Origin of the sequence: Streptomyces sp. 1222.5 (assembly GCF_900105245.1) — a bacterium.
In the GTDB taxonomy this organism is placed as follows: domain Bacteria; phylum Actinomycetota; class Actinomycetes; order Streptomycetales; family Streptomycetaceae; genus Streptomyces; species Streptomyces albidocamelliae.
The window spans coordinates 8,336,217-8,360,245 of record NZ_FNSZ01000001.1 but is presented as its reverse complement, the minus strand read 5'-3'; the positions used below and the strand labels follow the sequence as shown (position 1 = coordinate 8,360,245).

24 protein-coding genes and 1 pseudogene are annotated in these 24,029 nt (G+C 69.8%); 14 read left to right on the top strand and 11 right to left on the bottom strand.

Translation table 11 applies throughout. The features are described 5' to 3' along the window. Positions 1-25: 25 nt before the first annotated feature. Positions 26-859, bottom strand: a complete 834-nt coding sequence (locus BLW57_RS37980; protein WP_093480195.1) for an oxidoreductase — start codon at positions 857-859, stop codon at positions 26-28. A 170-nt stretch (positions 860-1,029) separates the two neighbouring features. Between BLW57_RS37980 and BLW57_RS37975 the strand changes: the two genes are divergently transcribed. Next, positions 1,030-1,587, top strand: coding sequence for a TetR/AcrR family transcriptional regulator (locus BLW57_RS37975; RefSeq protein WP_093480194.1), 558 nt, complete (start codon positions 1,030-1,032; stop codon positions 1,585-1,587). Positions 1,588-1,756: 169 nt separating this feature from the next. Beyond that, a complete protein-coding gene (locus BLW57_RS37970; protein ID WP_093480193.1) occupies positions 1,757-2,110 on the top strand; it encodes a hypothetical protein in 354 nt (117 codons plus the stop codon). A 168-nt stretch (positions 2,111-2,278) separates the two neighbouring features. Here BLW57_RS37970 and BLW57_RS37965 read toward each other — a convergent pair whose 3' ends face one another. Both BLW57_RS37965 and BLW57_RS41685 read right to left on the bottom strand, forming a co-directional pair. Then, on the bottom strand, positions 2,279-2,557 hold the full coding sequence (locus tag BLW57_RS37965) for a GlsB/YeaQ/YmgE family stress response membrane protein (RefSeq protein WP_093480192.1): 279 nt from the start codon (positions 2,555-2,557) through the stop codon (positions 2,279-2,281). A gap of 213 nt (positions 2,558-2,770) precedes the next feature. Continuing rightward, on the bottom strand, positions 2,771-3,346 hold the full coding sequence (locus BLW57_RS41685; protein ID WP_176985874.1) for a hypothetical protein: 576 nt from the start codon (positions 3,344-3,346) through the stop codon (positions 2,771-2,773). Positions 3,347-3,771: 425 nt separating this feature from the next. Between BLW57_RS41685 and BLW57_RS37955 the strand changes: the two genes are divergently transcribed. Both BLW57_RS37955 and BLW57_RS37950 read left to right on the top strand, forming a co-directional pair. Further along, positions 3,772-4,422 carry a response regulator transcription factor gene (locus tag BLW57_RS37955; protein WP_093480191.1) on the top strand — a complete coding sequence of 217 codons (651 nt, stop codon included), beginning with the start codon at positions 3,772-3,774 and terminating at the stop codon, positions 4,420-4,422. A 14-nt stretch (positions 4,423-4,436) separates the two neighbouring features. Further along, positions 4,437-5,141 carry a YoaK family protein gene (locus BLW57_RS37950; protein ID WP_093480190.1) on the top strand — a complete coding sequence of 235 codons (705 nt, stop codon included), beginning with the start codon at positions 4,437-4,439 and terminating at the stop codon, positions 5,139-5,141. A gap of 151 nt (positions 5,142-5,292) precedes the next feature. Here BLW57_RS37950 and BLW57_RS37945 read toward each other — a convergent pair whose 3' ends face one another. Next, positions 5,293-6,006 carry an SDR family NAD(P)-dependent oxidoreductase gene (locus BLW57_RS37945; protein WP_093480189.1) on the bottom strand — a complete coding sequence of 238 codons (714 nt, stop codon included), beginning with the start codon at positions 6,004-6,006 and terminating at the stop codon, positions 5,293-5,295. Positions 6,007-6,505: 499 nt separating this feature from the next. Between BLW57_RS37945 and BLW57_RS37940 the strand changes: the two genes are divergently transcribed. After that, entirely contained in the window at positions 6,506-7,231 is a 726-nt protein-coding gene (locus tag BLW57_RS37940; RefSeq protein WP_093480188.1) for a hypothetical protein, read from the top strand. A 104-nt stretch (positions 7,232-7,335) separates the two neighbouring features. Here BLW57_RS37940 and BLW57_RS43195 read toward each other — a convergent pair. Beyond that, a pseudogene (locus BLW57_RS43195) lies at positions 7,336-7,566 on the bottom strand (DsbA family protein); the annotation flags it as partial. Positions 7,567-8,184: 618 nt separating this feature from the next. Between BLW57_RS43195 and BLW57_RS37930 the strand changes: the two are divergent. The 4 genes from BLW57_RS37930 (at position 8,185) to BLW57_RS37915 (ending at position 12,200) form a co-directional block, all read left to right on the top strand. Continuing rightward, complete coding sequence (locus BLW57_RS37930; protein WP_256339731.1) at positions 8,185-9,450, top strand: MFS transporter; 1,266 nt, start codon at positions 8,185-8,187, stop codon at positions 9,448-9,450. Positions 9,451-9,479: 29 nt separating this feature from the next. After that, a complete protein-coding gene (locus BLW57_RS37925; protein ID WP_093481124.1) occupies positions 9,480-10,094 on the top strand; it encodes a TetR/AcrR family transcriptional regulator in 615 nt (204 codons plus the stop codon). Between the two features lie 312 nt (positions 10,095-10,406). Beyond that, on the top strand, positions 10,407-10,967 hold the full coding sequence (locus tag BLW57_RS37920) for an NADPH-dependent FMN reductase (RefSeq protein ID WP_093480185.1): 561 nt from the start codon (positions 10,407-10,409) through the stop codon (positions 10,965-10,967). 168 nt (positions 10,968-11,135) lie between these two features. Continuing rightward, positions 11,136-12,200 (top strand): LLM class flavin-dependent oxidoreductase, encoded by a 1,065-nt coding sequence (locus tag BLW57_RS37915; protein ID WP_093480184.1) that lies wholly within the window; start codon positions 11,136-11,138, stop codon positions 12,198-12,200. Between the two features lie 27 nt (positions 12,201-12,227). Here BLW57_RS37915 and secY read toward each other — a convergent pair whose 3' ends face one another. From secY to BLW57_RS37900, 3 genes are all read right to left on the bottom strand, one after another. Next, positions 12,228-13,526, bottom strand: a complete 1,299-nt coding sequence (gene secY, locus BLW57_RS37910) for a preprotein translocase subunit SecY (RefSeq protein WP_371127833.1) — start codon at positions 13,524-13,526, stop codon at positions 12,228-12,230. 231 nt (positions 13,527-13,757) lie between these two features. Continuing rightward, entirely contained in the window at positions 13,758-14,453 is a 696-nt protein-coding gene (locus tag BLW57_RS37905; RefSeq protein ID WP_093480182.1) for a type 1 glutamine amidotransferase domain-containing protein, read from the bottom strand. An 81-nt stretch (positions 14,454-14,534) separates the two neighbouring features. Beyond that, positions 14,535-15,074, bottom strand: a complete 540-nt coding sequence (locus tag BLW57_RS37900; protein ID WP_093480181.1) for a YbhB/YbcL family Raf kinase inhibitor-like protein — start codon at positions 15,072-15,074, stop codon at positions 14,535-14,537. 544 nt (positions 15,075-15,618) lie between these two features. On the opposite strand from BLW57_RS37900, the gene BLW57_RS37890 reads away from it, so the two are divergent. The 4 genes from BLW57_RS37890 (at position 15,619) to BLW57_RS37875 (ending at position 20,102) form a co-directional block, all read left to right on the top strand. After that, positions 15,619-16,236, top strand: coding sequence for a TetR/AcrR family transcriptional regulator (locus BLW57_RS37890; protein ID WP_093481123.1), 618 nt, complete (start codon positions 15,619-15,621; stop codon positions 16,234-16,236). Between the two features lie 230 nt (positions 16,237-16,466). Next, entirely contained in the window at positions 16,467-17,903 is a 1,437-nt protein-coding gene (locus tag BLW57_RS37885) for a dihydrolipoyl dehydrogenase family protein (RefSeq protein WP_093480180.1), read from the top strand. A gap of 511 nt (positions 17,904-18,414) precedes the next feature. Continuing rightward, on the top strand, positions 18,415-19,485 hold the full coding sequence (locus tag BLW57_RS37880; RefSeq protein ID WP_093480179.1) for an alpha/beta fold hydrolase: 1,071 nt from the start codon (positions 18,415-18,417) through the stop codon (positions 19,483-19,485). A gap of 161 nt (positions 19,486-19,646) precedes the next feature. Continuing rightward, positions 19,647-20,102, top strand: coding sequence for a MarR family winged helix-turn-helix transcriptional regulator (locus tag BLW57_RS37875; protein ID WP_093480178.1), 456 nt, complete (start codon positions 19,647-19,649; stop codon positions 20,100-20,102). Between the two features lie 67 nt (positions 20,103-20,169). Here the strand turns inward: BLW57_RS37875 and BLW57_RS37870 are convergent, their stop codons facing one another. The 3 genes from BLW57_RS37870 to BLW57_RS37860 all read right to left on the bottom strand — a co-directional run bounded on the left by BLW57_RS37870 (position 20,170) and on the right by BLW57_RS37860 (position 22,809). After that, on the bottom strand, positions 20,170-21,096 hold the full coding sequence (locus BLW57_RS37870) for an ester cyclase (protein WP_093480177.1): 927 nt from the start codon (positions 21,094-21,096) through the stop codon (positions 20,170-20,172). A 95-nt stretch (positions 21,097-21,191) separates the two neighbouring features. Continuing rightward, complete coding sequence (locus BLW57_RS37865; RefSeq protein WP_093481122.1) at positions 21,192-21,392, bottom strand: hypothetical protein; 201 nt, start codon at positions 21,390-21,392, stop codon at positions 21,192-21,194. A 121-nt stretch (positions 21,393-21,513) separates the two neighbouring features. Further along, positions 21,514-22,809: a YbfB/YjiJ family MFS transporter gene (locus BLW57_RS37860; RefSeq protein WP_371127832.1), complete on the bottom strand. Its 1,296-nt coding sequence runs from the start codon at positions 22,807-22,809 to the stop codon at positions 21,514-21,516. Between the two features lie 229 nt (positions 22,810-23,038). Here BLW57_RS37860 and BLW57_RS37855 point away from each other — a divergent pair, with 229 nt between their 5' ends. Beyond that, a complete protein-coding gene (locus tag BLW57_RS37855) occupies positions 23,039-23,962 on the top strand; it encodes a LysR family transcriptional regulator (protein WP_093480176.1) in 924 nt (307 codons plus the stop codon). The last annotated feature ends 67 nt before the right edge of the window (positions 23,963-24,029 follow it).

The window sequence follows — 24,029 nt, the reverse complement described above, 5'->3', positions numbered from 1 at the left end:
CACGGCGACCGTTCCGCTCCGCCGCTCACCGGTGTGCGACGGAGCGGCTGACCTCGCTCCACGCGTGGGCCTCGGCCAGGCGGCCTTCCTCCGCCTTGAGCGCGAGGTCCAGGGCGTCACCGCCCAGCAGCAGCCGGCGCGGAGGCTGCTCCGCCGCCACCGCCTCGATGACCGCACGGGCCATCTTCACCGGGTCGCCGGACTCCTTGCCACTGTGGTCGGTCCTGCGCTCCAGCCACGCGCCGACCGTCTGCCGGTAGTCGGGAGCCACCGGTCCGGACGCCGTCGCCGCGCCCGCACCCCAGCCGGTGCGGATGGCGCCCGGCTCCACGATGATCACGTCGATGCCGAACGGCGCCACCTCGTTCGCCAGCACCTCGGAGAAGCCCTCGACGCCGAACTTCGCGGTCTGGTAGGCGCCGAGTCCTGGGGTGCCGCCGACCCGGCCGCCGATGGACGAGATCTGCACGATGCTTCCTGATCGCCGGCCGCGCAGCACGGGCAGCGCGGCGCGGGTCACGTTGATCACGCCGAAGAGGTTCGCCTCGATCTGCGCCCGGAACTCGTCCTCCGGAAAATCTTCGATGGAGCCGCTGGTGGCGTAGCCGGCGTTGTTCACGACGACGTCCACGGTGCCGAACCGCGCCACTGCGGCCGCCACCACGTCCCGCGCCTCGGAGGGCGACGTCACGTCCAGTGACACGGCCGCCAGCCTCTCCGGGTGCCTCGCCACGAGGTCGGCCAGCGCCTCGGGCTTCCGCGAAGTCGCGACAACGCGGTTCCCGGCCGCCAGCGCCTCGACGACCAGCGCCTTGCCGAGCCCCTGGGAAGCTCCTGTGATCAGCCAAGTCTGCGTCATGACGTACTCCTCACGGTGTTCTCTCCCTCCGCCCCGACGGGCAGCGGCACCACTTCAATGTAGCCGTTCCCGATATAAATGCAACTTCGATGTTGCAGTTAGACGGGAAGATGCTTCATTTACGGGTGCATAGTCTTACGAAACGCCACACTGGTAGGCTTCCGGTCACCATGAGAGCTGATGCCGCCCGCAACCTGGCCACCGTTCTCCGCACCGGCGCCCGCCTCCTCGCGGAGGATCCGAGCACGTCGATGGCGGCCATCGCCGCCGCCGCGGGGGTGGACCGCACCACCGTTCATCGCCGCTTCGCGAGCCGCGAGGCGCTGCTGCACGCGGTCTTCCAGGCGAAACTCGACTCGTCCGAACGAGTCCTGGACGAGGCGCGGTTGACCGAGGCACCGGTGCCCGTGGCGCTCCACCGCTACCTGGAAGGGATCATCCCTGTCAGCCGCGAGTGGCCGGTCGACACCCGGCAGATGATGCGGCAGGACCCGGAGGCACGGGCCCGCCGAGACGCGCTGAGTGAGCGGTTGAGCGCGTTCCTTCGGCGTGCCGCCGACGAGGGCCATCTCCGCACCGACGTCGACGCGGCCTGGACACGGGGGGTCCTCGACCGACTCGTCGACACCGTCGCCCACGACTTCCCGTCCATGGATGCCCCGCAGGCGGCCGACCTCGTCGCGGACACCTTCCTGCGCGGCGTCGGCGCACGCCGAGCCACGTCGTAGGCGCACGGTGATCCCCGGCGTAGGCGCACGGTGAGCAGCCGAAGCCGGCAGCTCGGCGAACCCTCGGCCGACGCCCGGAGAAGTGGGTCCAGCGACATGACACTTGTCATGCGCAATTCCGGACCGCGGACACTGGGGACCGGCTCCCCCGCGCCCATACGGTAGTTCCATGACGAAGAGCGGCGGAGCGGATCCGCAGAAGACCGATGTCAAGGTGAGCCTGATCGGCGGCCACCGCCTGGCGGGAGCCGCCCTTCACGAGCGGACCGTGACCGCCTCCCTCATCGGCGGGGCCGACATCGACCTGACGGACGTCGACATCCCGGACGGTGCCGAGCTGCGGATCACCAAGCTGAGCCTGATCGGCGGTGTCAGCCTCGAAGTTCCCCACAACGTCCGGGTGGACGTCCGTGGGCTGCGCCTGGGCGGAGTGAAAGACGACGGTCCCAGCGAACCCGGCGGCCCCACGGTCCGCGTGGACGCCTGGGGGCTGATCGGCGGCGTCAGCATTCGTCGCGCCTGACGAGCCGCCCGGTCTCTTGATCGGCGGTCGTTCGACCGGCACTCGCTCGGCGGACAGTCGCTCGGTCGGGCCTCCTCGCCCGAGCGGGGGGCCGGATGCCCCTGAACACCGGATCGGCTCCCGTCCCGCGTGCGGGAGGGAGCCGATCCGGTGTGCGGCCGTGCGCTGTCACGCGTGACGGTGCGAGTGCCGATTGCCGGTGACGAGGCGGTAGATGATGAGCAGGATGAGGGAGCCGACGATCGCGGCGACCCAGGTGGAGAGCTCGAAGAACCCGTCGACGGAGTCGACTCCGAAGATGACCTTGCCGAGCCAGCCTCCGAGCAGACCGCCCGCGATACCGATGAGCATCGTGATGATGATGCCCCCCGGGTCCTTGCCCGGCATCAGTGCCTTGGCGATGGCGCCGGCCAGCAGGCCGATGATGATCCACGCGAGGATGCCCATGTGCGTCTCCACTTCGTCGTATAAAGACTTTGTTAGCTCTTCGTGTGCACCGTCTCCGCCCGAACAAACGTCCCTTGTGGCGAGTTCCGAACCTGGGCGGCCGCGTGAAGACCTGTCAGGGGGGTCGCCGCCGATCGGCGGCCGGGCTCGTGCCCGACAGGCCGGTACCTCACACAGGTCGCCCTGTGCGAGGTACCGGCCTTCCTTCAACCGTCAGCCCTGCGTACCGCCCTGGGTGTTCCCGCTGCCACCACCCTGCGTACCGCCCTGGGTGTTCCCGCTGCCACCACCCTGGGTGCCACCCTGAGTGTTGCCGCTCCCGCCACCCTGCGTACCGCCCTGGGTGTTCCCGCTGCCACCACCCTGCGTACCGCCCTGGGTGTTGCCGCTCCCGCCACCCTGCGTACCGCCCTGGGTGTTCCCGTTCCCGCCACCCTGGGTCCCGCCCTGGGTGTTTCCGTTGCCGGAGCCCTGGGTCCCGCCCTGGGTGTTTCCGTTGCCGGAGCCCTGAGTCCCGCCCTGGGTGTTCCCGCCCTTGGGCATGCTCTTCGAGGAGTTGCTCTTCGACGAGCTGTTGGAGCTGCTGTTCTTCGACGAGCTGTTCATGGAGCTCTTGGAGCTGTTGTGGGAGGAGCTGTGCCGGTGGTGATGCTCGCTGGCGTGGGACGCCGTGTGGTGCCTCACCATGGGTGCGGCCTCGGCGCTGGCCACACCGACCGATCCCGCGGCCAGAGCGGCGAGGCAGGAGATACCGGCGATACGGGCCAGGTGACGTCGGGCGTTCATCATGAGAATTCCTCGGATTTCGATTTCTGAGTCTGGATGGATGCAGTTCCTGGTGAGCGACTGCCTACATTCATTTCAGCCATCTGGGCCGCCGCTGTACGTCCCCCGGCCGGTGGACCGTCCGGGGGAACGGGGTCGTCCCCTCGTCGGGTGACGCGGAGGGCAAGGGGACTCGGGACCACGAGCAGGGGCCCGGGACCGGGGAGACCGGCAGGGTCAGGTCCGGGGTACGACACGGTGCCCACGAGCCGAGGGCAGAGGGGTGCACGAACACCAAATGCGCGCCTGGTGGCGTCGGGGCTTCGCTGGCCCGGCGGCAAGGGGTCCCATACCCTTGAGAACAGTAATCAGAGACCGGAACAGCATTCGGAAACCCTGTCGACGGCCGAAATAGAGCAGCTCCGCGCAGAGGAAAGGTCGGGATTGCCGTGGCAACACCGAGCCCCGCCCGTATCAAAGTGGTCATCGCCGACGACCACCCACTGTTCAGGGAGGGAATCTCCCGCGCGCTGCAGCTCAGCGGAACCATTGATGTCGTGGCCGAAGCGGAAAACGGTCGGGACGCACTGGAGATCATTCGCAGGGAGCTACCCGAAGTCGCCGTACTCGACCTGCGCATGCCGGAACTCGACGGAATCGCCGTACTTCACGCCCTCGTCCGCGACCAGGTGAACACCCGCGTCCTGCTGCTCTCCGCCTTCACCGACAGCTCCTCGGTCTACCGCGCCCTCGAAGAAGGGGCCGCGGGATTTCTCACCAAGGACAGCAAGCGATCGGAAGTCGTGGAAGCAGTGCATGCTATTTCTCGCGGGCAAACCGTCGTACCGCCGGAAGTCACCGGAGGGCTGGCCGAGGAAATTCGTATGCGGCGATCCCAGAACACCCCGTCACTCAGTGAGCGTGAGCGCCAGGTGCTCGACGGAATGGCCCGCGGCCGCAGCATCCCGCAAATCGCCCAAGAACTCTTTCTCGGCACCAGCACCGTGAAAACACACGCCCAGCGGCTCTACGAGAAACTCAAGGTGTCCGACCGAGCCGCAGCCGTCGCTGAGGCCATGCGACGCGGCCTCCTCGAATAGTCGCAGCACCCGACATGGCCACGATCCACCGTCGCCCCGACACACTTGCCGTCGGGGTGCTCCTGGCAGTCGTCGGTGGCTTCCTGGACGCCTACACCTTCATCCGGCACACCGTGTTCGCCAACCTGCAGTCGGGCAATGTCCTGCTGTTCTGCGTCGAAGCCACCGCCCGGCACTGGCACCGCGCGGTCCTGCTGCTGATCCCCATCGCGGCCTTCTGCATCGGCGTGCTGCTCGTGGAGGTACTCGGCCTGTCCCGGGTCGAACGGGTCCTGCGTCGGCCGCTCCGGCTCGTCCTGACCCTTCAGATCACTCTGCTGACGGCGATCGCCGCCCTGCCCGACGACGCACCCGAACAGATCACCACCGTCACGGTGTCGTTCGTCGCCGCCTTGCAGTTCTCCACCTTCACCACTCTGCGCGGCATTCCGTACACCACCCTCGCGGAGAGCGGGAACCTGCAGAAAGGGCTCGCTGCCGCACATCAGTGGCTCACCCACAAACAACCGGAAGCCGCACATCGCGCCGCACAATACACGGCGATCATCACGGGGTTCGTCGGCGGCGCCGTCCTCGGCGCCGTTCTCACCCGTGTCCTCGGCCCTCCCGCGGTAGCCGTGGCAGCGGCACTGCTGGCGACCGTCCTGGCGTTGGTGATACGCGAAACGCGGCGACTGCAGCGCCGACAGGCCGCCCCACCCCGACAACCCGGTCCCTGACCGGAATCAAGCGGTCGTCCGGCCGTCACCGGTCCGCTCTCCCCTGCTGTGACGTGGTGCAGAACCGGTCGTCCAGCACTTCGGACGACCGGTCCGCACCCCGCCGCTCACCCCAGCGGTGTGCCGGGGCTTGCACGTCGCACCGCCGGCGTCAGTGTCCGGCGCTCTGGCCGCCGTCGACGTGGAGGATCTCACCGGTGACGAAGGGGGCGTTCTCCAGGTAGACGACGGCGTCGGCGATGTCGCTGACCTCCCCCATCCTGCCGACCGGGTGCAGGGCCGCGAGGGTCTCGTGGTACTCCTCGGCATGCATCGGCGTCCTGATCACGCCCAGGGCGACGGCGTTGCTGCGGATGCCGCGCGTGGCGTACTCGATGGCCAGGGCCTTGGTCGCCGACTGCAGGCCGCCCTTGGTCAGCGAGGCCAGCACGGAGGGCACGTCGGAGCTGGCGTGGTCCACCAGACTCGTGGTGATCTGGACGACGTGGCCGCCGCCCTGCGCGAGCATCCGCTCCACCGCGAGCTGGGTGATGCGGAAGAACCCGGTCAGGTTGATGCCGGTCACGGCTTCGTAGTCGGCCTGGGTGTACTCGTGGAAGGGCTTGGCCACGAATATTCCGGCGTTGTTGATCAAGGTGTCGATCCGGCCGAACCGTTCCACGCCCGCGGCGATGACGCGTTCGGCGGTGGCGGGATCGGCTATGTCTCCCCGCACGGTGAGGATGTCGGGGTCCTGCGAGGGCTCGATGGTGCGCGAGGTGGCCACCACGGCGTAGCCGAGCTTGCGGTACGCCTCCACGAGACCCGCGCCGATGCCCTGCGACGCGCCGGTGATGACGGCGACCTTCTGGTCGGGAGTGGTCATGAGCTGTCCTTCCGGAGGAGGTCCGGTCACCTTGACCGGTCACCGGACACAACTGGACGACCGGTCGACTACATTCCACCCCCGTTTCCGGCGGACTCGTACGGTCAAGCCTCTGACCTGCGTTGGGAGCCTGCGCCTACGAGGTGGGAGGCAACCGGTCCTGCCAGGCTGCCACTTCTTCCCGCGAAGGCGGAGGCCAGTACCACGCGCCGACCGGCGCGGGCTGCTCCAGTGGAGAGCCGGGAGTTGACCAAGCCGTTTCGTCGGTCAGGACAACCTGCGGGCCAACCCCGACATCGCAGCACCGTCGGGCCGGCTGACTCAAGGGCGCTGCCGTTGCACGGTGAAGATCCGGTAGTCGGGGGAAGCCGGGGACGTACCGTTGCGATCGCAGTGCAGAATCCGGCAGCGGCGTGCGGAAGTTCGCCCCGACCGGGGCCGCGCACAGGACGTGGGAATCCGTACGGCACGATGGGATGCCCCTGGGAGAGGTGGAGAGTTGGCCCCGGAGACAAGGAAGCGGCCGTACATCGCGAAGCGTTCGAGGCCGCCGTACGGCCCCGGCGCTCGTCGGTCACAGCGCGAGCAGGCGCTGTCCGATGTCCGCGCCCAGGGACGGTACGGACCTGAGCTGCGCGATGTACTGCCCGCCTTCGTCGGTCTCTGCCTGACCGCGCTCACGGCCGCTCTGCTGCTCACCTCGTTCCACCGCACGCTCGGCGTCACCGGACTGGTCCTGGGCGTCGTGGGCCTCGCGGCCGCCGGTACCGCCCTCCGGATCCTGCGCCGACCACTGGTCCGCAGGCGGAGCGGCCATTACACCCCGGCCGAGATCGCCGTGCTGAGCGACCGGGCCCTGAAGCTGGCGGCGTCGCGGATGCTTCAGCGCGACGGCTGGCAGGTCACCGACGTCAGCCTGCGCGACCGGCCGCGCCTGTACGCACGGGATGATCGAGACCGCCAACTGGAGATGGAACTCAGGCCGGTGGCCCCGGCGGCCGAGGAGGAGAACGCCGAGGCCCCCACTCTGCGCTGGACGGCGGCTCACGCTGGTGCCGACCGTGTCATCCGGATCGTGATCCATCCCGGCACCGTCAGCCGGGCGGACGTCGTCCGGGCCTCACAGCAGGGCGGCGTCCACCTCCTCGACGGCAGCCGGCTGCGGCGCTGGGCGAGCGGCGTCCCCCTGGATCACCTGGGGCTGTACGACGACACCGCCCGTTGACCTGCCGCGGCTCCTCCCCGTCGGCATGATGGGGGGGGCGGCACCGCCCTCGGAGCGGCGCGGCGCTACTCGCCCCGTCCCGCCGCTGCCCTGCACAGCGCCTCTCAAGCCGCCCGGTGATCTGCCCAGGCCTGGTCCAGTGCCCGCGTGAATGTCTCGGGCGGCTGGACGCCGGTCACTCCGTAGCGCCGGTTCAGCACGAAGGAGGGGACGCCTCCGGCACTCGGTTCGGCCGCGAGCCGCTCGTCCGCCCGTACCTCATCGGCGAACGCGGCCGGATTGTCCAGGACTTGCCGGGCCTCCACCCCGTCCAATTCCGCTTCGACCGCGAGACCCACTTGGGGCCGCCAAAGCGAGCTGATGGACCTCGCCTTCCGGCTGAATTTCGCTGAGAGGCGTCGGTCTACGACCGGGAACTGCTGTTCACCGGTGCGTCCGCACGGGGCGGCGACCGCGTCGATGATCGGCACATCGCCGTTCTCGGCCCGGGGCTCGAGTTCGTACGACCGGTGCACCACCTCCGGCTGGTCCCGGTGGGCCAAGGCGCCGAGTCCTTGATCGAAGCGTGCCTTGGCGACGAAGCACCACGGGCCGGCGATGTCGGTCCATATGTCGTCGCGCATGACCGGGCGCCTCCTTGCAACTGAGGGGTGACCCGATGCGCTCCACGACCGGGCTGGGCTGCGGAAGGTGTCGGGCGATCGACTCTCACCACCATAGGCGACCGACCGTCTAGTACCGGACGAACCTGCTGGACGGCGGGAATAGCCGATGTCCACCACCCGTTCAGCAAGGACCAGACAGATCTGTCTAGTGGTGGCTCCCGAGCCGTCAGAGCAGTCCGAAAGTGAGCCATGAGCTACGCAACCGATGTGAACCGAAGCGCTTCCACGCGCAACCCGGCCGGCCCCTCATCCGCTCACGCCGGTCCGAGAAGGCCCTTGCTGGGGCCCGTGGCCTCTGTCGGCCTCCTGGCCTCGATCATCGTCTCTCTGCTGGCCGCGTCGAGCGCCCCGACTCCGCTCTACGCGATCTACCAGCAGCGCTGGGGCTTCTCACCGATCACGGTCACCGTCGTCTTCGGCGTCTACGCCCTGGCCGTACTGGTGTCGCTCCTCGTGCTCGGGAAGATCTCCGATCACCTGGGCCGACGGCCGGTACTCCTGGCCGCGCTGCTGGGACAGGCCCTGGCGATGGTGGTGTTCCTCACCGCCGGCGGGGTGGACGCACTACTGACAGCCCGGGTCGTTCAAGGCCTGAGCACGGGAGCGGCGGTGGGCGCGCTCGGCGCCGGCATGCTCGACATCGATCCGCGACGCGGCGCGTTCCTGAACTCGTTCGCCCCTGCCGTGGGGACCGCAAGCGGCGCCCTCGCATCCGGATTGATCGTCCAGTACCTGCCCGCACCCACCCGCCTCGTGTACGTCGTACTGCTCGCCGTCTTCGCCCTGCAGGCGCTCGGCGTGCTCGCCCTGCGCGAGACCGTCGCCCGGAAGCCCGGTGCGCTGGCGAGCATGGCGCCCGAGATCAAACTGCCCGCGGCCGCCCGCTCCTCGGTGGCCGTCGCCGCTCCCGTCCTGTTCGCGGTGTGGGCCCTCACCGGCCTCTACGGTGCCCTCGGGCCGGCCATCGCCAGGACCCTGGAGCACTCGGACTCCGTCGTGTGGGGCGGGCTGCCGCTGTTCGTACTCGCCGCCTCCGCCGGCCTGGCCGTCTGGGTGCTGCGCCGAACCGCGACCCGCACGGTCATGGTGATCGGCATCGGAACGCTGATCACCGGCGTCGCGACCACGTTGGTGTCCATCGCCTCCGGGACGGGCGGCGCGCTCTCCGTCGCCGGGTTCTTCGCGGGCGGCGTGGTCTCCGGATTCGGCTTCGGCAGTGGCTTCCAGGGAGGTATCCGGATGGTGATGCCGCGTGTAGCCCCGCACGAGCGGGCCGGTGTGCTGTCCCTCCTCTACGTCGTGTGCTATCTGGGCCTGGGCGTGCCGGCGGTCATCGGCGGCATACTGGTCGTCCACGGCGGCGGGCTCGTCCCGACGGCCAGGGAGTACGGCGGGGCGGTCATCGCACTGGCGCTGGTCGCACTGACCGGGCTCGTTCTCAGCGGTCGCCGCGTGGAGCGCGTGTCGGTGGTGCGGTCGGCTTCCGGATCACCCTCCGGGACCTCGGTCGCCGTGAACGCGTGCATGGCCGACGCCTCGGCGCGGGCAGAGTGAACCGGACCGGCTGGAAGCAGGTGAATCCCATGGCCACCAAGGCCGCGGACAGGCCGACGGCACGCCGGCGTCTCCTCGACGCCGCCGACGAACTGTTCTACGGCGAAGGCGTGCAGACGGTCGGCATCGACCGTGTCATCGAGCACGCCGGCGTCGCCAAGGCGTCCCTCTACAACGCCTTCGGGAGCAAGGAGGGGCTGGTGTGCGCCTATCTGGAATCTCGCGGCGACCGCATCCGGGACCGGATCGCCGGGGCCGTGGCTCGCCGCGGGAACCCGCGGGAGCGACTGCTGGCCGTCTTCGACGCGCAGGGTGAGGCGTTCGCCGACCCGGGATACCGCGGTTGTCCGTTCATGCGGGCGACGGCCGAGGCGCCGGAGGACGGCTCGTTCCGCCGCATCGCCGAGCATCACCGGGCCTGGCTGCGCGGTCTGCTGACCCGACTGGCCGCCGAGTCCGGGTACGCCCACCCCGAGGACGTGGCCCGCCAGTTGCACTGCCTCTACGACGGCGCCGCCCACACCGCCCGCATGGACCGCGATCCCTCGGCCGCCGCGACGGCCCGCGCAGCCGCGTCCGTTCTCCTCGACGCGGCACCGATCGCCGAGCCCGGCACCACCGCAGCCGCAGCGCCCGTCGGCTGATCTCGCGGCACCCGCCGCACCGCCCCTGACCGCCGCCGGACTCGCACGCCTGACGCGTGCCCGGCCGGCCCATTCGCCGGCGTACGGCGGCACATCTTCGACCACTTGGACGACGGGGAGCTGGACGAACTCGCGGGCGCACTGGCGAAGATCGCCGACGGACACCCCCCGTCGCCGCCAGGGACCCGCCCGCCTGCACACATACGTTTACTTGACGCGTCAATCACTAATCATATTTACTTCGCTCAGCAAGTTCTTTGGTGCCGCAGACGTATTCTCGCGCTGCCGCCATTTCCACGGAAGGCTCCACCCATGACCAAGATCGGCATCATCATCGGCAGCACCAGGCCCGGCCGCAACGGTGAGGCCGTCGCCCGCTGGGTCCACGAGATCGCCTCGCAGCGCGCCGACGCGGAGTTCGAGATAGTCGACCTGCTGGACTACAAGCTGCCGGTACTGGACGAGGCCTACCCGGCCTCGCTGGGCAACTACACCCAGCCCCACACGCAGGCGTGGGCCGAGAAGATCGACTCTCTCGACGGCTTCGTCATCGTCACGCCCGAGTACAACCGCTCGGTGCCGGGCGCGCTGAAGAACGCCATCGATTTCATCTACGCCGAGTGGAACAACAAGGCCGTGGGCTACGTCAGCTACGGCTCGGTCGGCGGGACCCGGGCCGTGGAACACCTGCGCGGCATCGCGGCCGAGATGCAGATGGCCGACGTCCGCTCCCAGGTGGCGCTCTCCCTCTTCACCGACTTCGAGAACTTCACCTCCTTCAAGCCGGCCGACGTCCAGCGGGACACGCTGGTCACGACCCTGGACCAGGTCGTGGCGTGGGCCAAGGCCCTCGCTCCCCTGCGCGCCAGCTGACGCCGACCGCCCGCCGGTTCTCAGGGAGAGGCTGTGCCCAGCCGCCCGTGGGACGCATGCCGCCCTGAGAGCCGCGGTCGCCACGACTCGGCGCTCGACGCATCGACACACCCCCGACCCCATGCCCTACAGGTGGTCCGCCGTCCGGGACCACCGGAGGAGGACACCATGCCGGACCCGACATCGGCAGCCGCGACCTTCGAATTCGGCCTCAACTCCTTCGGAGAGGTCGCCACGGACGGCGGTCGCGTCCAGGACGATGCCGAGACCGCACGGCTGCTCGTGGAGGAGGCCGTACGCGCCGAAGACATGGGCCTGGACATCTTCAGCGTCGGCGAACACTACCGTCCGGACCACATCGACACGGCGACTCCCGTGCTGCTCGCCGCCATGGCCACCGCCACCCGTCGCATCCGCCTCGGCACATCGGTGACCGTCCTGAGCACCAACGACCCCGTGCGGCTCTACCACGACTTCTCGACCCTGGACGCCGTCTCGGACGGCCGGGCCCAACTCGTGGTGGGGCGAGCGTCCGCCACCGACTCGTTCCCGCTGTTCGGGTACGAACTCGGCGATTACGAAGCACTCTTCGAAGAGAAGCTCGACCTGTTCCTGCGTCTGCAGCGGGAAGACACGGTGACGTGGTCCGGCGCGTTCCGGGCACCGCTCGTCGGGCAACGGCTGCGACCCCGGATGCCCACGGGCGGCATACCCACCTGGATCGGCGTGGGTGGCAGTCCGCACTCCGTGCTCCGCGCCGCCCGCTACGGCCTCCCCCTCATGCTGGCCGTCATCGGCGGCCGACCGCAGCGCTTCGCCGGCCTCGTCGATCTCTACCAGCGGGCCCTGGCCGAGGCCGGACACTCTCCGCAGCCGATCGGGCAGCACTCCCTGGGACTCGTCGCCGACACCGACAAGGAGGCCGCCGAGACCTGGTGGCAGTACTGGAAGCCGGTCGTGACCAGCCTGGCGACGGAGCGTGGCTTCTATGCCCCGACCTGGGAACGCTACCGGGACGAGATCGACCACGGCGCACTCTTCGTCGGCTCCCCGGAGACCGTCGCACGCAAGATCGCCAGAACGGCCCGTGACCTCCGGCTGAACCGCTTCGACCTCAAGTACGACATCCTGCACCTCCCGCGTCAGGCGCGCGCCCGCACGATCGAACTGCTGGGCCGCGAGGTAGCCCCGCGAGTGCGGGAACTGCTGGCCGAAGAGCCTGCCGGCGCCTGATCCGCGATCGTTCGCGAGGAGGCGCGCTCAGCGCAGGAAGCCGGCGTAGCTCTGCTGCTCGATCTGGCTGTTGATCTGTTTGACGGTCTCCAGCCCGACGCTCACGATGATCAGAATGCTGGTGCCGGTGAGTTGATTCGCGCCGCCGAAACTCGCGAACGCCACAGTCGGCACCAACGCGATAAGACCCAGGTACAGCGAACCCGGCCAGGTCAGCCTGTTGAGGACGTAGCTCAGGTACTCGGCCGTGGGGCGGCCCGCTCTGATGCCCGGGATGAAGCCGCCGGCCTGTCTGACATTGGCCGCCACTTCCTCGGGGTTGAAGGTGATGGCCACGTAGAAGAAGGCGAAGAACACGATCAGCAGGAAGTACGCGACCACGTAGAAGGGGTGGTCCCCTCGGACGAAGTTGCGCGTGATCCACTCCGCCCAGCCCGCTTGCGAATGCGAGAACTGAGCGACGAGCGCGGGGATGTACAGGATGGACGAGGCGAAGATGACCGGCACCACACCGGCCTGGTTCACCTTCAACGGGATGTACGTCGCCGTCCCGCCGTAGGACTTGCGGCCCACCATTCGCTTCGCGTACTGGACCGGAACACGTCGCTGTGCCTGCTCCACGAAGACGACGAGCGCCACCATGACGAGCCCGACGAGGATGACGGCGCCGAAGCCGACCCAGCCGTCCGCGAGTTTGCCCTGCTGTTTCACGGCCCACAGCGCGGCCGGGAGCGTGGAGGCGATGGAGATGAAGATGAGCAACGACATCCCGTTGCCGACACCCCGCTCGGTGACCATCTCCGCGAACCACATCACACAGGCCGTGCCCGCGGCGATGGTCAGGACCATCACCACGGTCGTGAGGATGGAGGTGTCCGGCACGATGCCGGCCGCCGAGGGACAACCGGGAAACAGGGCACCGCTGCGCGCGGTCGCGACCAGACCCGTCCCCTGCAGTACGGCGAGGGCGACGGTCAGGTAGCGCGTGTACTGGGTGATCTTCCCCTGCCCGGCCGCGCCCTCCTTCTTCAGTGCCTCCAGCCTCGGGATGACCGCGGTCAGCAGCTGCAGGATGATGCTGGCGGTGATGTAGGGCAGGATTCCCAGGGCGAAGACGGTGATCTGCAGCAGAGCCCCGCCGCTGAACACGTTGACCAGGCCCAGCAGACCACCGTTGCCGGCCGCAGCGGCGTCCACGCACCGCTGTACGTCCTTGTAGGAGATCCCTGGGATCGGTATGTGCGACCCCAGTCGGTACAGGACGATGACACCCAGCGTGAAGAGCAGCTTCTTCCGCAGATCACTGGTTCCGAACACCTTGGTCAACGCGCCGAGCAAAATCCCTCCTTCGGCCCGCACCGAATCGCGAAACCATGGGGTCTCGCCAAGCCCACGAACGCGACGTGCCGCCAGGGCGGAAGTGGTCGCGGAACGACCGCGACACACACAATCCTCTGGCGGCCCCGTCCGCTCAGCAACCGGAGCCCGACGGACGCCGGCGGGATCCCTCGCCGCGCCGTCGGGCCTCCGGCCGGGCCGCGGGGACTCCGGGTCTCCTCACTTGATGATCTCCAGCAGGCGATCCGCCAGGACCGCCGCCGAGTGAGGGTTCTGTCCGGTGATGAGATTGCGGTCCTCGACCATGTACGGCTCCCACATGGGGCCGCGGCTGTACTCGACGCCCACCTGGTCCTTGAGCTCGTCCTCCAGCAGCCATGGCGCCCTGGACGCCAGACCTACGGCTTCCTCCTCCTCGTTGGTGAAGCCCGTCACCCGGTAGCCCTTGAAGGGCGACTCGCCGTGGATCCTGGTGGCCAGCAGCGAGGCGGGGGCGTGGCACACGATCGCCAGCGGCCTGCCGGAGGCGAGCTGGGCCGTCAGCAGCCGGCCCACGTCGGCGTCGTAGGCGAGGTCCGACATCGGGCCGTGGCCGCCGGGCAGGTACACCGCGTCGTAGTCCTCCAGGCGGACGTCCGAGAGCTTGAGGGGCCGACGCATCGCCTCGGCGGACCGGATGATCTCCTCCAGCTCCAGAGCCCCCTCCTCACCTCCGGCCATGGAGGGACGCAGGCTCATCATGTCGACGTTCGGGGTCACGCCGCCCGGTGTCGCGACCACGACCTCGTGGCCGGCTTCCGTGACCGCCTTGTACGGCATCGCGAACTCCTCGGCCCAGTAGCCGGTCGCGTACCTGCTGCCGTCCTTGAGCACCCAGTAGGTGGCCCCACTGACGATGAAGAGGACTTTCGCCATCGGTCTCCGCCTCCTTGTCCCCGCACGACGTGCAGGGGGATTCGACTGACTTCATTTCTCGGTCCCGGCCTTGCTCCGCGGTCAGGCCGGGATCCCGAACACCGGCGTGAGGCCCGCTCCTGCCAGACCGTGGGACACGAGCCGGAAGCCGAGCCACGCGGGGGTCGCCTCCGTGGTGATGTCGAGCCGGGGCGTAGGCAGCGCGTGAACAACGAACATGTAGCGGTGAGGGGCCTCCCCGGGCGGGGGTCCGGCACCGAGGAAGCCGTGCCGCCCGGCGTCGTTGGCCGGCATCCGGGCACCGGCGGGCAGCCTCTTTCCGCCGGTGTCGCCCGCGCCGGCCGGCAGTTCGTTCACGGACGCCGGAATGTCGTAGACCGCCCAGTGCCAGAAACCGCTGACCGTCAGCGCGTCCGGGTCGAAGCAGGTGACCGCGAAGCTCCGCGTCCGGGCGGGGTGGCCGTTCCAGGCCAGGTGCGGCGAGCTGTCCTGACCCGGCCCCCCGAAGATGGCGCTGGTCTGCGCAACGCCCAAGGTCTTCCCGTCGGCGATGTCGGAGCTGCTCAGCTCGAACGAGGGCACCGTCGGCAGCAGGTCGTACGGGTCGTGAGGCTCGGCCATGCCCGTCTCCTACTCGAAGCCGCCCACGGAGAGCCGCCCGCGGACACAGCCGGGTGACCATCTCCTGCCGGCGAGCTGCCGGAACAGCGGCCGGCGGCATCCCCGGCGACGTCTCGGGGCCTCTTCGGCCCGGTCGAGGTCCTGGGGGGTGAACGGACTCCAGCCTAGGTACGACTCCGGCCGGACGCATGCGGGGCCGAGGTCGGTCCGACCGCCTATGCACGACCGTCACCGGCTTGACCGGTGACGGGACATATTGACGAGATCCCACCGGTCGAACAGGTGACACTCACGAAAGGGAACCTCCCGGCGCTCGCAGTGCTCGATTCTCTTCGGCACCGGCGTCACCACGGCCGCCCCCGGCTCGACGCGGGGCCCGCACCTCGTCGTCCCGGACATCGAGGCGGCCCACGCCGAGCTCGTCGACCGCGCGATCGAGGTCGGCGGGATCTTCCACGACGCCGACGGGGTGTTCCGCCGCGGCACCGAGGAGGGGCGGGTAGGCGGCGCGCCACTGATAGTCGTTCGGTCGTATACTTGTGGTATGGGACGGACCAGCGATGCCAAGAACAAGATCCTCACCGCCGCTCGGACACTGTTCGAGCGGCGTGGCTACTCGGCCCTGGGCGTCGCCGAGATCTGCAAGGCGGCTGGGGTGCCGAAGGGGAGTTTCTACTACTTCTTCGAGTCCAAGGAGGCCCTCGCGCTCGCCGTGATCGACGAGCACTGGACAGCCGAACGGCGCGACTGGGAGCAGGTCCTGAACACCGACGCCGAGCCCTTGCAGCGGCTCCAGCGACTGTTCGAGGCCACCGAAGCCCGTCAGCAGGCGGCGCAGGACAGCTGCGGCGCGGTCCTCGGATGCATGTTCGGCAATCTTTCCCTGGAGATGAGCAACCAGGCCGACGCCCTGCGCGGCCGCCTGCAGGAGATCTTCGAGGCCCAGGTGGCGATGGTCGAGGCGGTCGTCACCGCAGCCCGGGAACGCGGCGAGGTGGCCGTGGCCGACGCCCACGAGGCCGCCCGATCGATGGTGGCCCAGCTCGAGGGTCAGGTGCTCTTCGCCAAGCTCTACAACAACCCCGCCCGCCTGAACACGCTCTGGCCGAGCTGCCGGGCATTGCTGGGCGTCCAGGACCCCAAGGTCCCGGTCCACGCCTGACGCGGCCACCGGTCTCCGCTGGGGCGCGGAGGGGCGGCGCCCCACGGCTTCACACCCGCATGCACGCGCTCTCTTCCGGGCATAGGGTGGCATTCGGTCGCCATGTGCCGCCTCTCCCGCACCGTTGTGCGTAGGTGACAGCGCCGGCGGACTCCCCGGGCGCTGCCCGGTGTCGACACGTCCGTGCAGTCCGGTGAGCCGAGAGAGGCGACTGGATCACAGGAGCGGTGATGAACGACGCCTCCCGCACGTACGACGTGATGGTCATAGGGGCAGGACCGGCCGGTGAGAACGTGGCGGAGCGAACACGTGCCGCCGGTCTCAGCACTGTGATCCTGGAGCATGAACTGCTGGGTGGCGAGTGCTCGTTCTGGGCCTGCGAGCCCAGCAAGGCGCTGCTGCGGCCGGTGATCGCACGGGCCGACGCCCGCCGTGTGCCCGGTCTGAGTCAGGCCGTGCAGGGGGCGCTCGACGCACCCGCGGTCCTCGCGCACCGCGACACCATGGCGGAACACTGGAAGGACGACGACCAGGTCGACTGGCTCAACTCCGTGTCCGTGGACCTGATCCGCGGTCACGGACGGTTCACGGGCCCGAGACAGGTGGAGGTGCGCACCGCCGAGGGCGACACCGTCCGGCTGACCGCCCGGCAGGTCGTCGTGGTGGCGACGGGCACGGGCGCGGCGCTTCCGGACCTTCCCGGCCTGGACGCGGTACGGCCCTGGACCAGCCGCGACGCGACCAGCGCCGACCACGTACCGGGCCGGCTCGTCGTCGTGGGGGGCGGGGTGGTGGCCGTGGAGATGGCCACCGCCTGGCAGGCGCTCGGCTCCGAGGTGACCCTGCTGGTGCGCAGCCGGGCAGGACTGCTCCCCCGGATGGAACCCTTCGCCGGCGAGATGGTCGCGGAGGGGCTGCGCGAACTCGGCGTCGACGTGCGTATCGGAACCTCGGTGACGTCGGTGGCGCGCGACGCGGCCGGCGAGGTGCGGACGACGGTGTCCGACGGCGACGAGATCACGTCGGACGAGATCCTGTTCGCCATCGGCCGCTCACCGAAGACGGAGGATCTGGGGCTGGAGACCATCGGGCTGACGCCCGGCCAATGGCTGCCCGTGGACGACACCTGCCGGGTCACCACCGTGCCCGAGGGGTGGCTCTACGCCGTCGGGGACATCAACCACCGGGCGCTGATGACCCATCAGGGCAAGTACCAGGCGAGGATCGCGGGTGCCGCGATCGGGGCACGCGCCCATGCGCGGCCCGTCGACGACGCCAAGTGGGGCGACCACGTGGCGACCGCGGACACCGAGGCCGTCCCGCAGGTCGTCTTCACCCACCCCGAAGTCGCGTCGGTGGGTCTGACCACGCGCGAGGCGGAGCGTACGGGGCGGCGGGTCAAGGTCGTGGACTACGACATCGGACTCGTCGCGGGTGCGCGGCAGTACGCCGAGGGGTACCGCGGCCGGGCCCGCATGCTGCTCGACGAGGAACGGGACACCGTGGTCGGCGTCACGTTCGTCGGCCCCGGCGTGGGAGAGCTGCTCTACTCGGCCACGGTGGCCGTCGTCAGCGAGGTGCCCGTGCGCAGACTGTGGCATGCCGTGCCGGCCTTCCCGACGATCAGCGAGGTCTGGCTGAGGCTGCTGGAGACGTGCCGGGGCTGACACTCCGCCGCCTACGACGGGTCCGGATCCGGTCCTGTCCGGCGTGGTCGCGGCGGCAGCTTGGCAGGGCAGGCGCGCACCGTTCCGGGCAGACGGACGCGGCGCAGGCGAGCCGGGCTCTCCTTGCACACCGATCGATTCATGGTTCTTCTCCTCGGTACACCGGCGTGCGGCGCAGCCGGCTCGGAATGAGGTGGGTGACCGGGAAACCGCAGCGGAGAACGCCTCATTCCGTGCGACGCGCGGCCGGCCGTGTGAGGCCTCTCACCGCGGTCGACCGGCCCGGCGCCCGCTCGTCAGCCTTCGGTGGGAGGTGGTCCGCGCGCAGCCCGACTCGTCGTCCCCACGTGCCCTCCGAGCCAAGGCGAGCGAGTGCGTCACCTTTTTGACTGGTGACGCACGCTGTGGAACAGTCATCGCACACTCGCAACGCGATGGCCCGAAGACGTCCGCCGGGAGCGCCTGCGACTGGCACCCACGCCTTCTCATCCGTACGACGGAGGGGTTTCTCATGATCAACAGGCGCACTTTCACCAAGGCCGCCGGCATCGGCACGGGCGCGGCCGCCGCCTCGCTGGCCGGATTCGGAACACCTGCGACCGCCGCGTCCGCGCACCGTGCGACGGGTGGCACACCCACCCCCACGGTGCCCGTCGTGGCCCCGGGCACCCACACGTCCTTCGACACGCTGAAGCACGTCAGGGCGGGTGTGCTGGACGTCGGCTATGCCGAGGCGGGTCCCGCGCACGGACCCGTCGTCCTGTGTCTGCACGGCTGGCCCTACGACATCCACAGTTTCGTGGACGTGGCCCCCCTGCTCGCGGCGCAGGGCTACCGGGTCGTCGTTCCGTACCTCCGCGGGCACGGGACCACGCGCTTCCTGTCCTCCCGGACCGTCCGCAACGCCCAGCAGTCGGCGGTCGCTGTCGACATCATCGCCCTGATGGACGCCCTGAAGATCGACAAGGCCCTCCTCGCCGGCTTCGACTGGGGCTCGCGTACGGCCGACATCATCGCGGCGCTGTGGCCCGAGCGGGTCAAGGGACTGGTCTCCGTGAGCGGGTACCTCATCACCGACGTCGAGGCGCAGAAGAAGCCGCTGCCCCCGAAGGCCGAGTACTCGTGGTGGTACCAGTACTACTTCAGCACCGAGCGTGGCCGCCTCGCCATGGAGGACAGAACGGACCGGCACGATCTGTGCCGTCTCGTCTGGGACACCGTCTCCCCGACCTGGCACTTCGACGACGCCACCTTCGAGCGGACGGCCGCCGCGTTCGAGAACCCCGACTACGCGGCCATCGTGATCCACAACTACCGCTGGCGCCTGGGGCTCGCGGACGGTGAACGCCGTTACGACCGCTACGAGAAGGTACTCGCGACGCGTCCCGTCATCGAGGTGCCGACGATCACGATCGACGCCGAGCGCGACCCGTTCACCGCGCCCGGCAACGGGGCGTCGTACCACGACCGGTTCACGGGCGAGTACGACCACCGCACCCTGACCGGCATCGGTCACAACGTGCCGCAGGAGGCGCCAACCGCCTTCGCCCAGGCGGTCGTCGACGTGGACCGCGCTTCCTGACACGCGACCAGCGGGTCGGCTTCGAGACCTGCCCACACCGGCCGTCCGATCTCGGACCGGTCCAGGACATCGCGTTCCACGCGGTAATTTGCGCGGCAAGTACAACAATGCGACCAGTTCGGCATTCACCTGCGCCCCGGCATGCCATTTACACTGAGGCCATGGCAGACGCGACGGATATCGAGCCCCTCGATCGTGACGAGGAGGCCTTCCTGCGGGCGCTGGGCAGGGTGATGACGCTCCTGCCGCGCCTGGTCGACGCGGACATGCTGGACGAACTGCCGATCTCCAGTTCCGAGTACATGGTCCTGGTGCACCTCTCCGAGGCGTCGCACAACCAGATGCGGATGAGCGAACTGGCCAGTATGTGCGGGCTGTCCTTGAGCGGCATGACACGCGTGGTCAACCGGCTGGAGTCGCAGTCCCTGGTCATCCGTGAGAAGGCGCCGGACGACGGAAGGGCCTGGCTCGCCATCCTCACCAACGCCGGTTGGAAGCAACTGAAACAGGCGTGGCCCACCAACCTCGCCAGCGTGCGGCGGCACGTCTTCTCGCGCCTGGACGGCTGCGACATCGCCGCGGCCGCAAAGGTGCTGGAGCGCATAGCGCCGCAGTGATCGACGCGGCCGTTCGAACGGCACCGCCCCAGCTCGGCTCCCCCTCACCCTAGGCGGTTCCACGCCCTCAGCGCCCTCGCTCCGCGGCGGCCACCGCCGCCAGTCGGGCCGCCACCTCCTCCGCGGTCGGCATGGCGGCCACCTCGTCACGCAGGCGGGACGCCGCAACGGTGCATGCCGCATCGGACAGCAGCCGACCGACGGCCGCCGCGATCACCGCGGGCCCCCTTCCCGGGCCGCAGGCCGATGCAGGCCCCGGTGACCGAGAGGGCGTTCCGCCTACCGCTGCCGTTCGGGCGAATCCGGGACGACGACAGCGGGTACGCCGTGCGCCGCGGCGGAGAGGGTTCAACGCCAAGACCACCGGCTCCAGTTGCGGCGACGCCTCCGAGCCGAAGTCGACCGGGACCCGCGGCCGAAGACCGCCCCCAACCTGCCTCGCCAGAAGCTGCGCAGCGGGCGTGCGCAATGCGGTCGCCGCCACCTCGGCCGCGGCCCGGGAAGCCCGCCCGGTGACCCGCCACGCGAGCATGCGCATTCCGGCCGCCGGGGTCGGCGGGAACACCCCGAGCCGGCCGAACATCGTGATGTCGTCGCGCACGGCCTCGTGCCGGATCACCTTGCCGTCACGCAGGTCGAGGACGTGAATCTGCTCGAAGTCGACCCCCCGCCCCGTAGGCGGCACGACTCGGTCCACGGCACCGTCCTTGAACAGGCGAAGGCCCCGGCATGGCGCCCCCGCATGCGCAACCGCAGCCACACCTGCCGCTCGTCGGCGACGGTCCCCCAGGAAGGGCAGTCGCAGGCCCTCGAACGCGGACCGCATCCACGCGCCGGACGCCGGCACACCCGCCGGGCCGGCCGTCCGGCACGCCGGAGGCGCCACGGCCGCCTCACGGTTCCGGAATTCCTCGTGCACCACCTCCGCTGCCAGGGCGGGATCCCCTGTTTCGAGGACTTCGAAAAGACCGGCGGCGAGGCCCTCTGCGGTCATTCCCAAGGCGTGGACGCTCCATCGGGGTGCGCGACAGGCGCCAGGGAGTGCGGCGGACTACCGAATCCGACGCTCATCTAGTTGATGAATCAAGTTTACAGCCCCAGATCGAGCGCGAGACACGAGAAGTGATTCCAGGACCCTTCCGGGTTGTACGAGGCAATCGCGGAGGTGTTCGGCTCGACCACCTTCTCCTCGACCATTTCGTCGAACCGGATACGCTCCGGCAGCTTGCCGAAGCGCGCGTGCCGCGCTGCCGCTGCCGCTGCCGTGTCCAGCGAAGGCTCGGTTTCCATGGTGGCTCCCTTTTCGTCGAGGCGACCGGCCCGCAGGGCTCGATCGCCTTCAGCCTGCGCCCCCAATCCGTCACCTGTCAAGGCGGTGACGCACCCGACCTGGTGCACCGGACGCGTCCCGTCAGGCGCCACCTCGGTCCGGGCCCGCCGTCGGCGTCGCTCCGGTGCGCCGGCCGTTCACGGCTCCGCGTGGAACCACGCCCTGGCTCGGGAAGCCGATGCGCAGCAGACCCGCTGCCCCGGCGGCCGCCAGGACGACGACGGCGGCCACGATCAGGGCCCGGTGGTAGCCGTGGTGGAGCAGTGGTGCGACGACGAGGGGTCCGAGTATCTGGCCGACGGAATACCCGGCGGTCAACAGCGCCACGGAGCGCGGGAACCAGAGGTGTGCGCCGGCGGCCAGCGCGAGGGTGCTGACACCGATGAACGTCGCGCCGAACAGGACCGCGGAGATCAGTGCGGCCGTCACCCCGCCGATCAGGGCGGGCAGGGCGATGCCGGTCGCCTGGACGACGAGTGCGGCGAGCAGCAGGTCGGGATGGGACCAGCGGCGCCCGAGCCCCGCCCACAACGCCGAGGAGGGTACGGCCGCCAGACCGACCAGCACCCAGGCGGCGTTGCCGACCGGGCCAGGCGAGCTCTGCTCGATCGCGGCGACAAGGAAGGTGCCCGCGACGATGTACCCGACGCCTTCCAGCGTGTAGGAGGCGAACAGGGTGGTGAACCAGCGGCGCGTGCGAGTCGTCGTCCGTTCCGCTGCCGGCGTGCCGGCTCCCGGTGCCGCCCCGGGCTCCTTCCGCGGTTCCCGAACAGGTGCCGTTTCAGGGCGCAGGCGCCACGCTCCCGCGGTGAACAGTGCGGCCAGTGCGGCCGAGGCCCACCAGGCGACCCGCCAGTCGGCTACGGAATGCAGCACGAGGACGAGAAGGCCGGACAGCGCGATGCCGGTACCCACTCCACCGAAGGCCCATCCGGACAGGTGGGCGGGGTGGCCGCGGAGGTTGCTGTGGAGAGAGCCGACCGCGAGGACGAAGACCAGGGCGCTGGCCGCTCCCGCCAGCAGGCGCAGAGTGATCCACAGGTGCGCGTCGTGCGTGGCGGGCATCGCGGCCAGGGTCCCGGTCAGTACGACCAGGGCGACGCGCAGGAGAGCCGGTGAGCGGACCAGCGCGGGAGCGAAGATGCCTGCGAGTGCGCCGGCCAGATAGCCGACGTAGTTGGCCGTGGCCAGGTTCGCGCCGGCACTCACCGAAAGCCCTGCCTGCGCGTGCATCAGCGGGAGGATCGGGGTGAAGACGAAGCGGCCGATGCCCATCGCCGCCGCGAGTGCGGCGGCGGTCCGGGCGACGTGGACCCGGGGCGAGGGAGAGAGGCCTCCTGTTCGGGCCGAGGCGGCGCGCAGGTGTCGTACGGGCATGGCGCATTCCTTGTGGGCGGGGGTCCGCGGGGGCTGGACTGGCAGGAATGGTCCCGCTCCGGAGCGGCGGGCCCGGGCGTGCGGTGTCCGTCCGCCGCGATGCGTGCGGGGCCGCCGGGTGCGGTCGTATGCCGTCGGGCTTCGGCTCCCAGCGTGCTCCCGTCGACCCGGCGCACGCCACGACCGGCTTCCTCGCTGCTGGTAGGGAGAACCTCCTACCGGACGTAGCATGGCGGGTGTGGAGCTGCGCCAACTGCGGTACTTCGTGGCGGTGGCCGAGGAGCTGAACTTCGGCCGGGCGGCCGAGCGTCTCCTGATCGCCGGCCCGTCCCTGTCCCAGCAGATCAAGGCACTCGAACGCGACCTCGGCGTACGGCTCTTCGACCGTGACCGCCGCTCGGTCTCGCTCACAGCGGCCGGTACCGCCCTGCTTCCGCAGACGCGTGCCCTGCTGGCACAGGCCGACGACCTCCAGCAGCACGCCCGCCGCTTGTCCGGCTCCGAGCCACTGCGCCTCGGCTACGTCAACTGGCTCCCCGCGGACCTGAGCGCCCGCACCTCCGCGGTGGCCCAGGTCCACCTCGACGCATGGGTCGCGCCGTCGCACACCCAGGCCGCCCGGGTGGCCGACGGCAGCCTGGACCTCGCCGTGTGCTGGGTGAGGACGGAAGACCTCGAGAAGCACGGCCTGCGTGCCCGGCTCATCGGCGCCGACCGGTTGTACGCCGTCGCCACCGGTGACGACACCGGCGACGTGGCGGCCCGGGACACCGTCGTCCTCCTCGACGACGACACCACCTCATGGTTCTCCTGGAACGCCTATGCCGAGCAGTTGGCGCGGGACACAGGGGCGCGCGCGATGCGCATCTCCGACAACGGCATCACCGGCCCGGCCTTCTTCGACCATGTCCGGCGCAACCGGCTGCCGGTCGTCAACTGCCCCAAAGGGCAGACCACACCGGTGCCGCCCGACCTGGTCCGGCGCACCGTCGTGGCTCCGGAGGTCTGGTGGACCTGGTCCCTGGTGTGGCGCCGGAGCGACGTCCGCGGGGTGGTCCGTGCCCTCGTGGACGCTCTGTGCGACGGCGTCGGAGACCTCGGCATCCACGGTCCGTCCGCATGGCTGCCCCTCGACGACCCGTACCGGGCCTAGCAGAGCATCCGCCGCGTCCATCGGGCCGGCGCGAGTACCGTCCACCTACTAGCCGACCGGTCGGCTA

What these genes read in the sequence shown, in the direction of transcription:
- BLW57_RS37980 (WP_093480195.1), bottom strand. Translation starts at nt 859, where the DNA reads ATGACGCAGACTTGGCTGATCACAGGAGCTTCCCAGGGGCTCGGCAAG.
- BLW57_RS37975 (WP_093480194.1), top strand. Translation starts at nt 1,030, where the DNA reads ATGAGAGCTGATGCCGCCCGCAACCTGGCCACCGTTCTCCGCACCGGC.
- BLW57_RS37970 (WP_093480193.1), top strand. Translation starts at nt 1,757, where the DNA reads ATGACGAAGAGCGGCGGAGCGGATCCGCAGAAGACCGATGTCAAGGTG.
- BLW57_RS37965 (WP_093480192.1), bottom strand. Translation starts at nt 2,557, where the DNA reads ATGGGCATCCTCGCGTGGATCATCATCGGCCTGCTGGCCGGCGCCATC.
- BLW57_RS41685 (WP_176985874.1), bottom strand. Translation starts at nt 3,346, where the DNA reads ATGATGAACGCCCGACGTCACCTGGCCCGTATCGCCGGTATCTCCTGC.
- BLW57_RS37950 (WP_093480190.1), top strand. Translation starts at nt 4,437, where the DNA reads ATGGCCACGATCCACCGTCGCCCCGACACACTTGCCGTCGGGGTGCTC.
- BLW57_RS37945 (WP_093480189.1), bottom strand. Translation starts at nt 6,006, where the DNA reads ATGACCACTCCCGACCAGAAGGTCGCCGTCATCACCGGCGCGTCGCAG.
- BLW57_RS37925 (WP_093481124.1), top strand. Translation starts at nt 9,480, where the DNA reads ATGGCCACCAAGGCCGCGGACAGGCCGACGGCACGCCGGCGTCTCCTC.
- BLW57_RS37920 (WP_093480185.1), top strand. Translation starts at nt 10,407, where the DNA reads ATGACCAAGATCGGCATCATCATCGGCAGCACCAGGCCCGGCCGCAAC.
- BLW57_RS37915 (WP_093480184.1), top strand. Translation starts at nt 11,136, where the DNA reads ATGCCGGACCCGACATCGGCAGCCGCGACCTTCGAATTCGGCCTCAAC.
- BLW57_RS37905 (WP_093480182.1), bottom strand. Translation starts at nt 14,453, where the DNA reads ATGGCGAAAGTCCTCTTCATCGTCAGTGGGGCCACCTACTGGGTGCTC.
- BLW57_RS37900 (WP_093480181.1), bottom strand. Translation starts at nt 15,074, where the DNA reads ATGGCCGAGCCTCACGACCCGTACGACCTGCTGCCGACGGTGCCCTCG.
- BLW57_RS37890 (WP_093481123.1), top strand. Translation starts at nt 15,619, where the DNA reads ATGGGACGGACCAGCGATGCCAAGAACAAGATCCTCACCGCCGCTCGG.
- BLW57_RS37885 (WP_093480180.1), top strand. Translation starts at nt 16,467, where the DNA reads ATGAACGACGCCTCCCGCACGTACGACGTGATGGTCATAGGGGCAGGA.
- BLW57_RS37880 (WP_093480179.1), top strand. Translation starts at nt 18,415, where the DNA reads ATGATCAACAGGCGCACTTTCACCAAGGCCGCCGGCATCGGCACGGGC.
- BLW57_RS37875 (WP_093480178.1), top strand. Translation starts at nt 19,647, where the DNA reads ATGGCAGACGCGACGGATATCGAGCCCCTCGATCGTGACGAGGAGGCC.
- BLW57_RS37870 (WP_093480177.1), bottom strand. Translation starts at nt 21,096, where the DNA reads ATGACCGCAGAGGGCCTCGCCGCCGGTCTTTTCGAAGTCCTCGAAACA.
- BLW57_RS37865 (WP_093481122.1), bottom strand. Translation starts at nt 21,392, where the DNA reads ATGGAAACCGAGCCTTCGCTGGACACGGCAGCGGCAGCGGCAGCGCGG.
- BLW57_RS37860 (WP_371127832.1), bottom strand. Translation starts at nt 22,809, where the DNA reads ATGCCCGTACGACACCTGCGCGCCGCCTCGGCCCGAACAGGAGGCCTC.
- BLW57_RS37855 (WP_093480176.1), top strand. Translation starts at nt 23,039, where the DNA reads ATGGCGGGTGTGGAGCTGCGCCAACTGCGGTACTTCGTGGCGGTGGCC.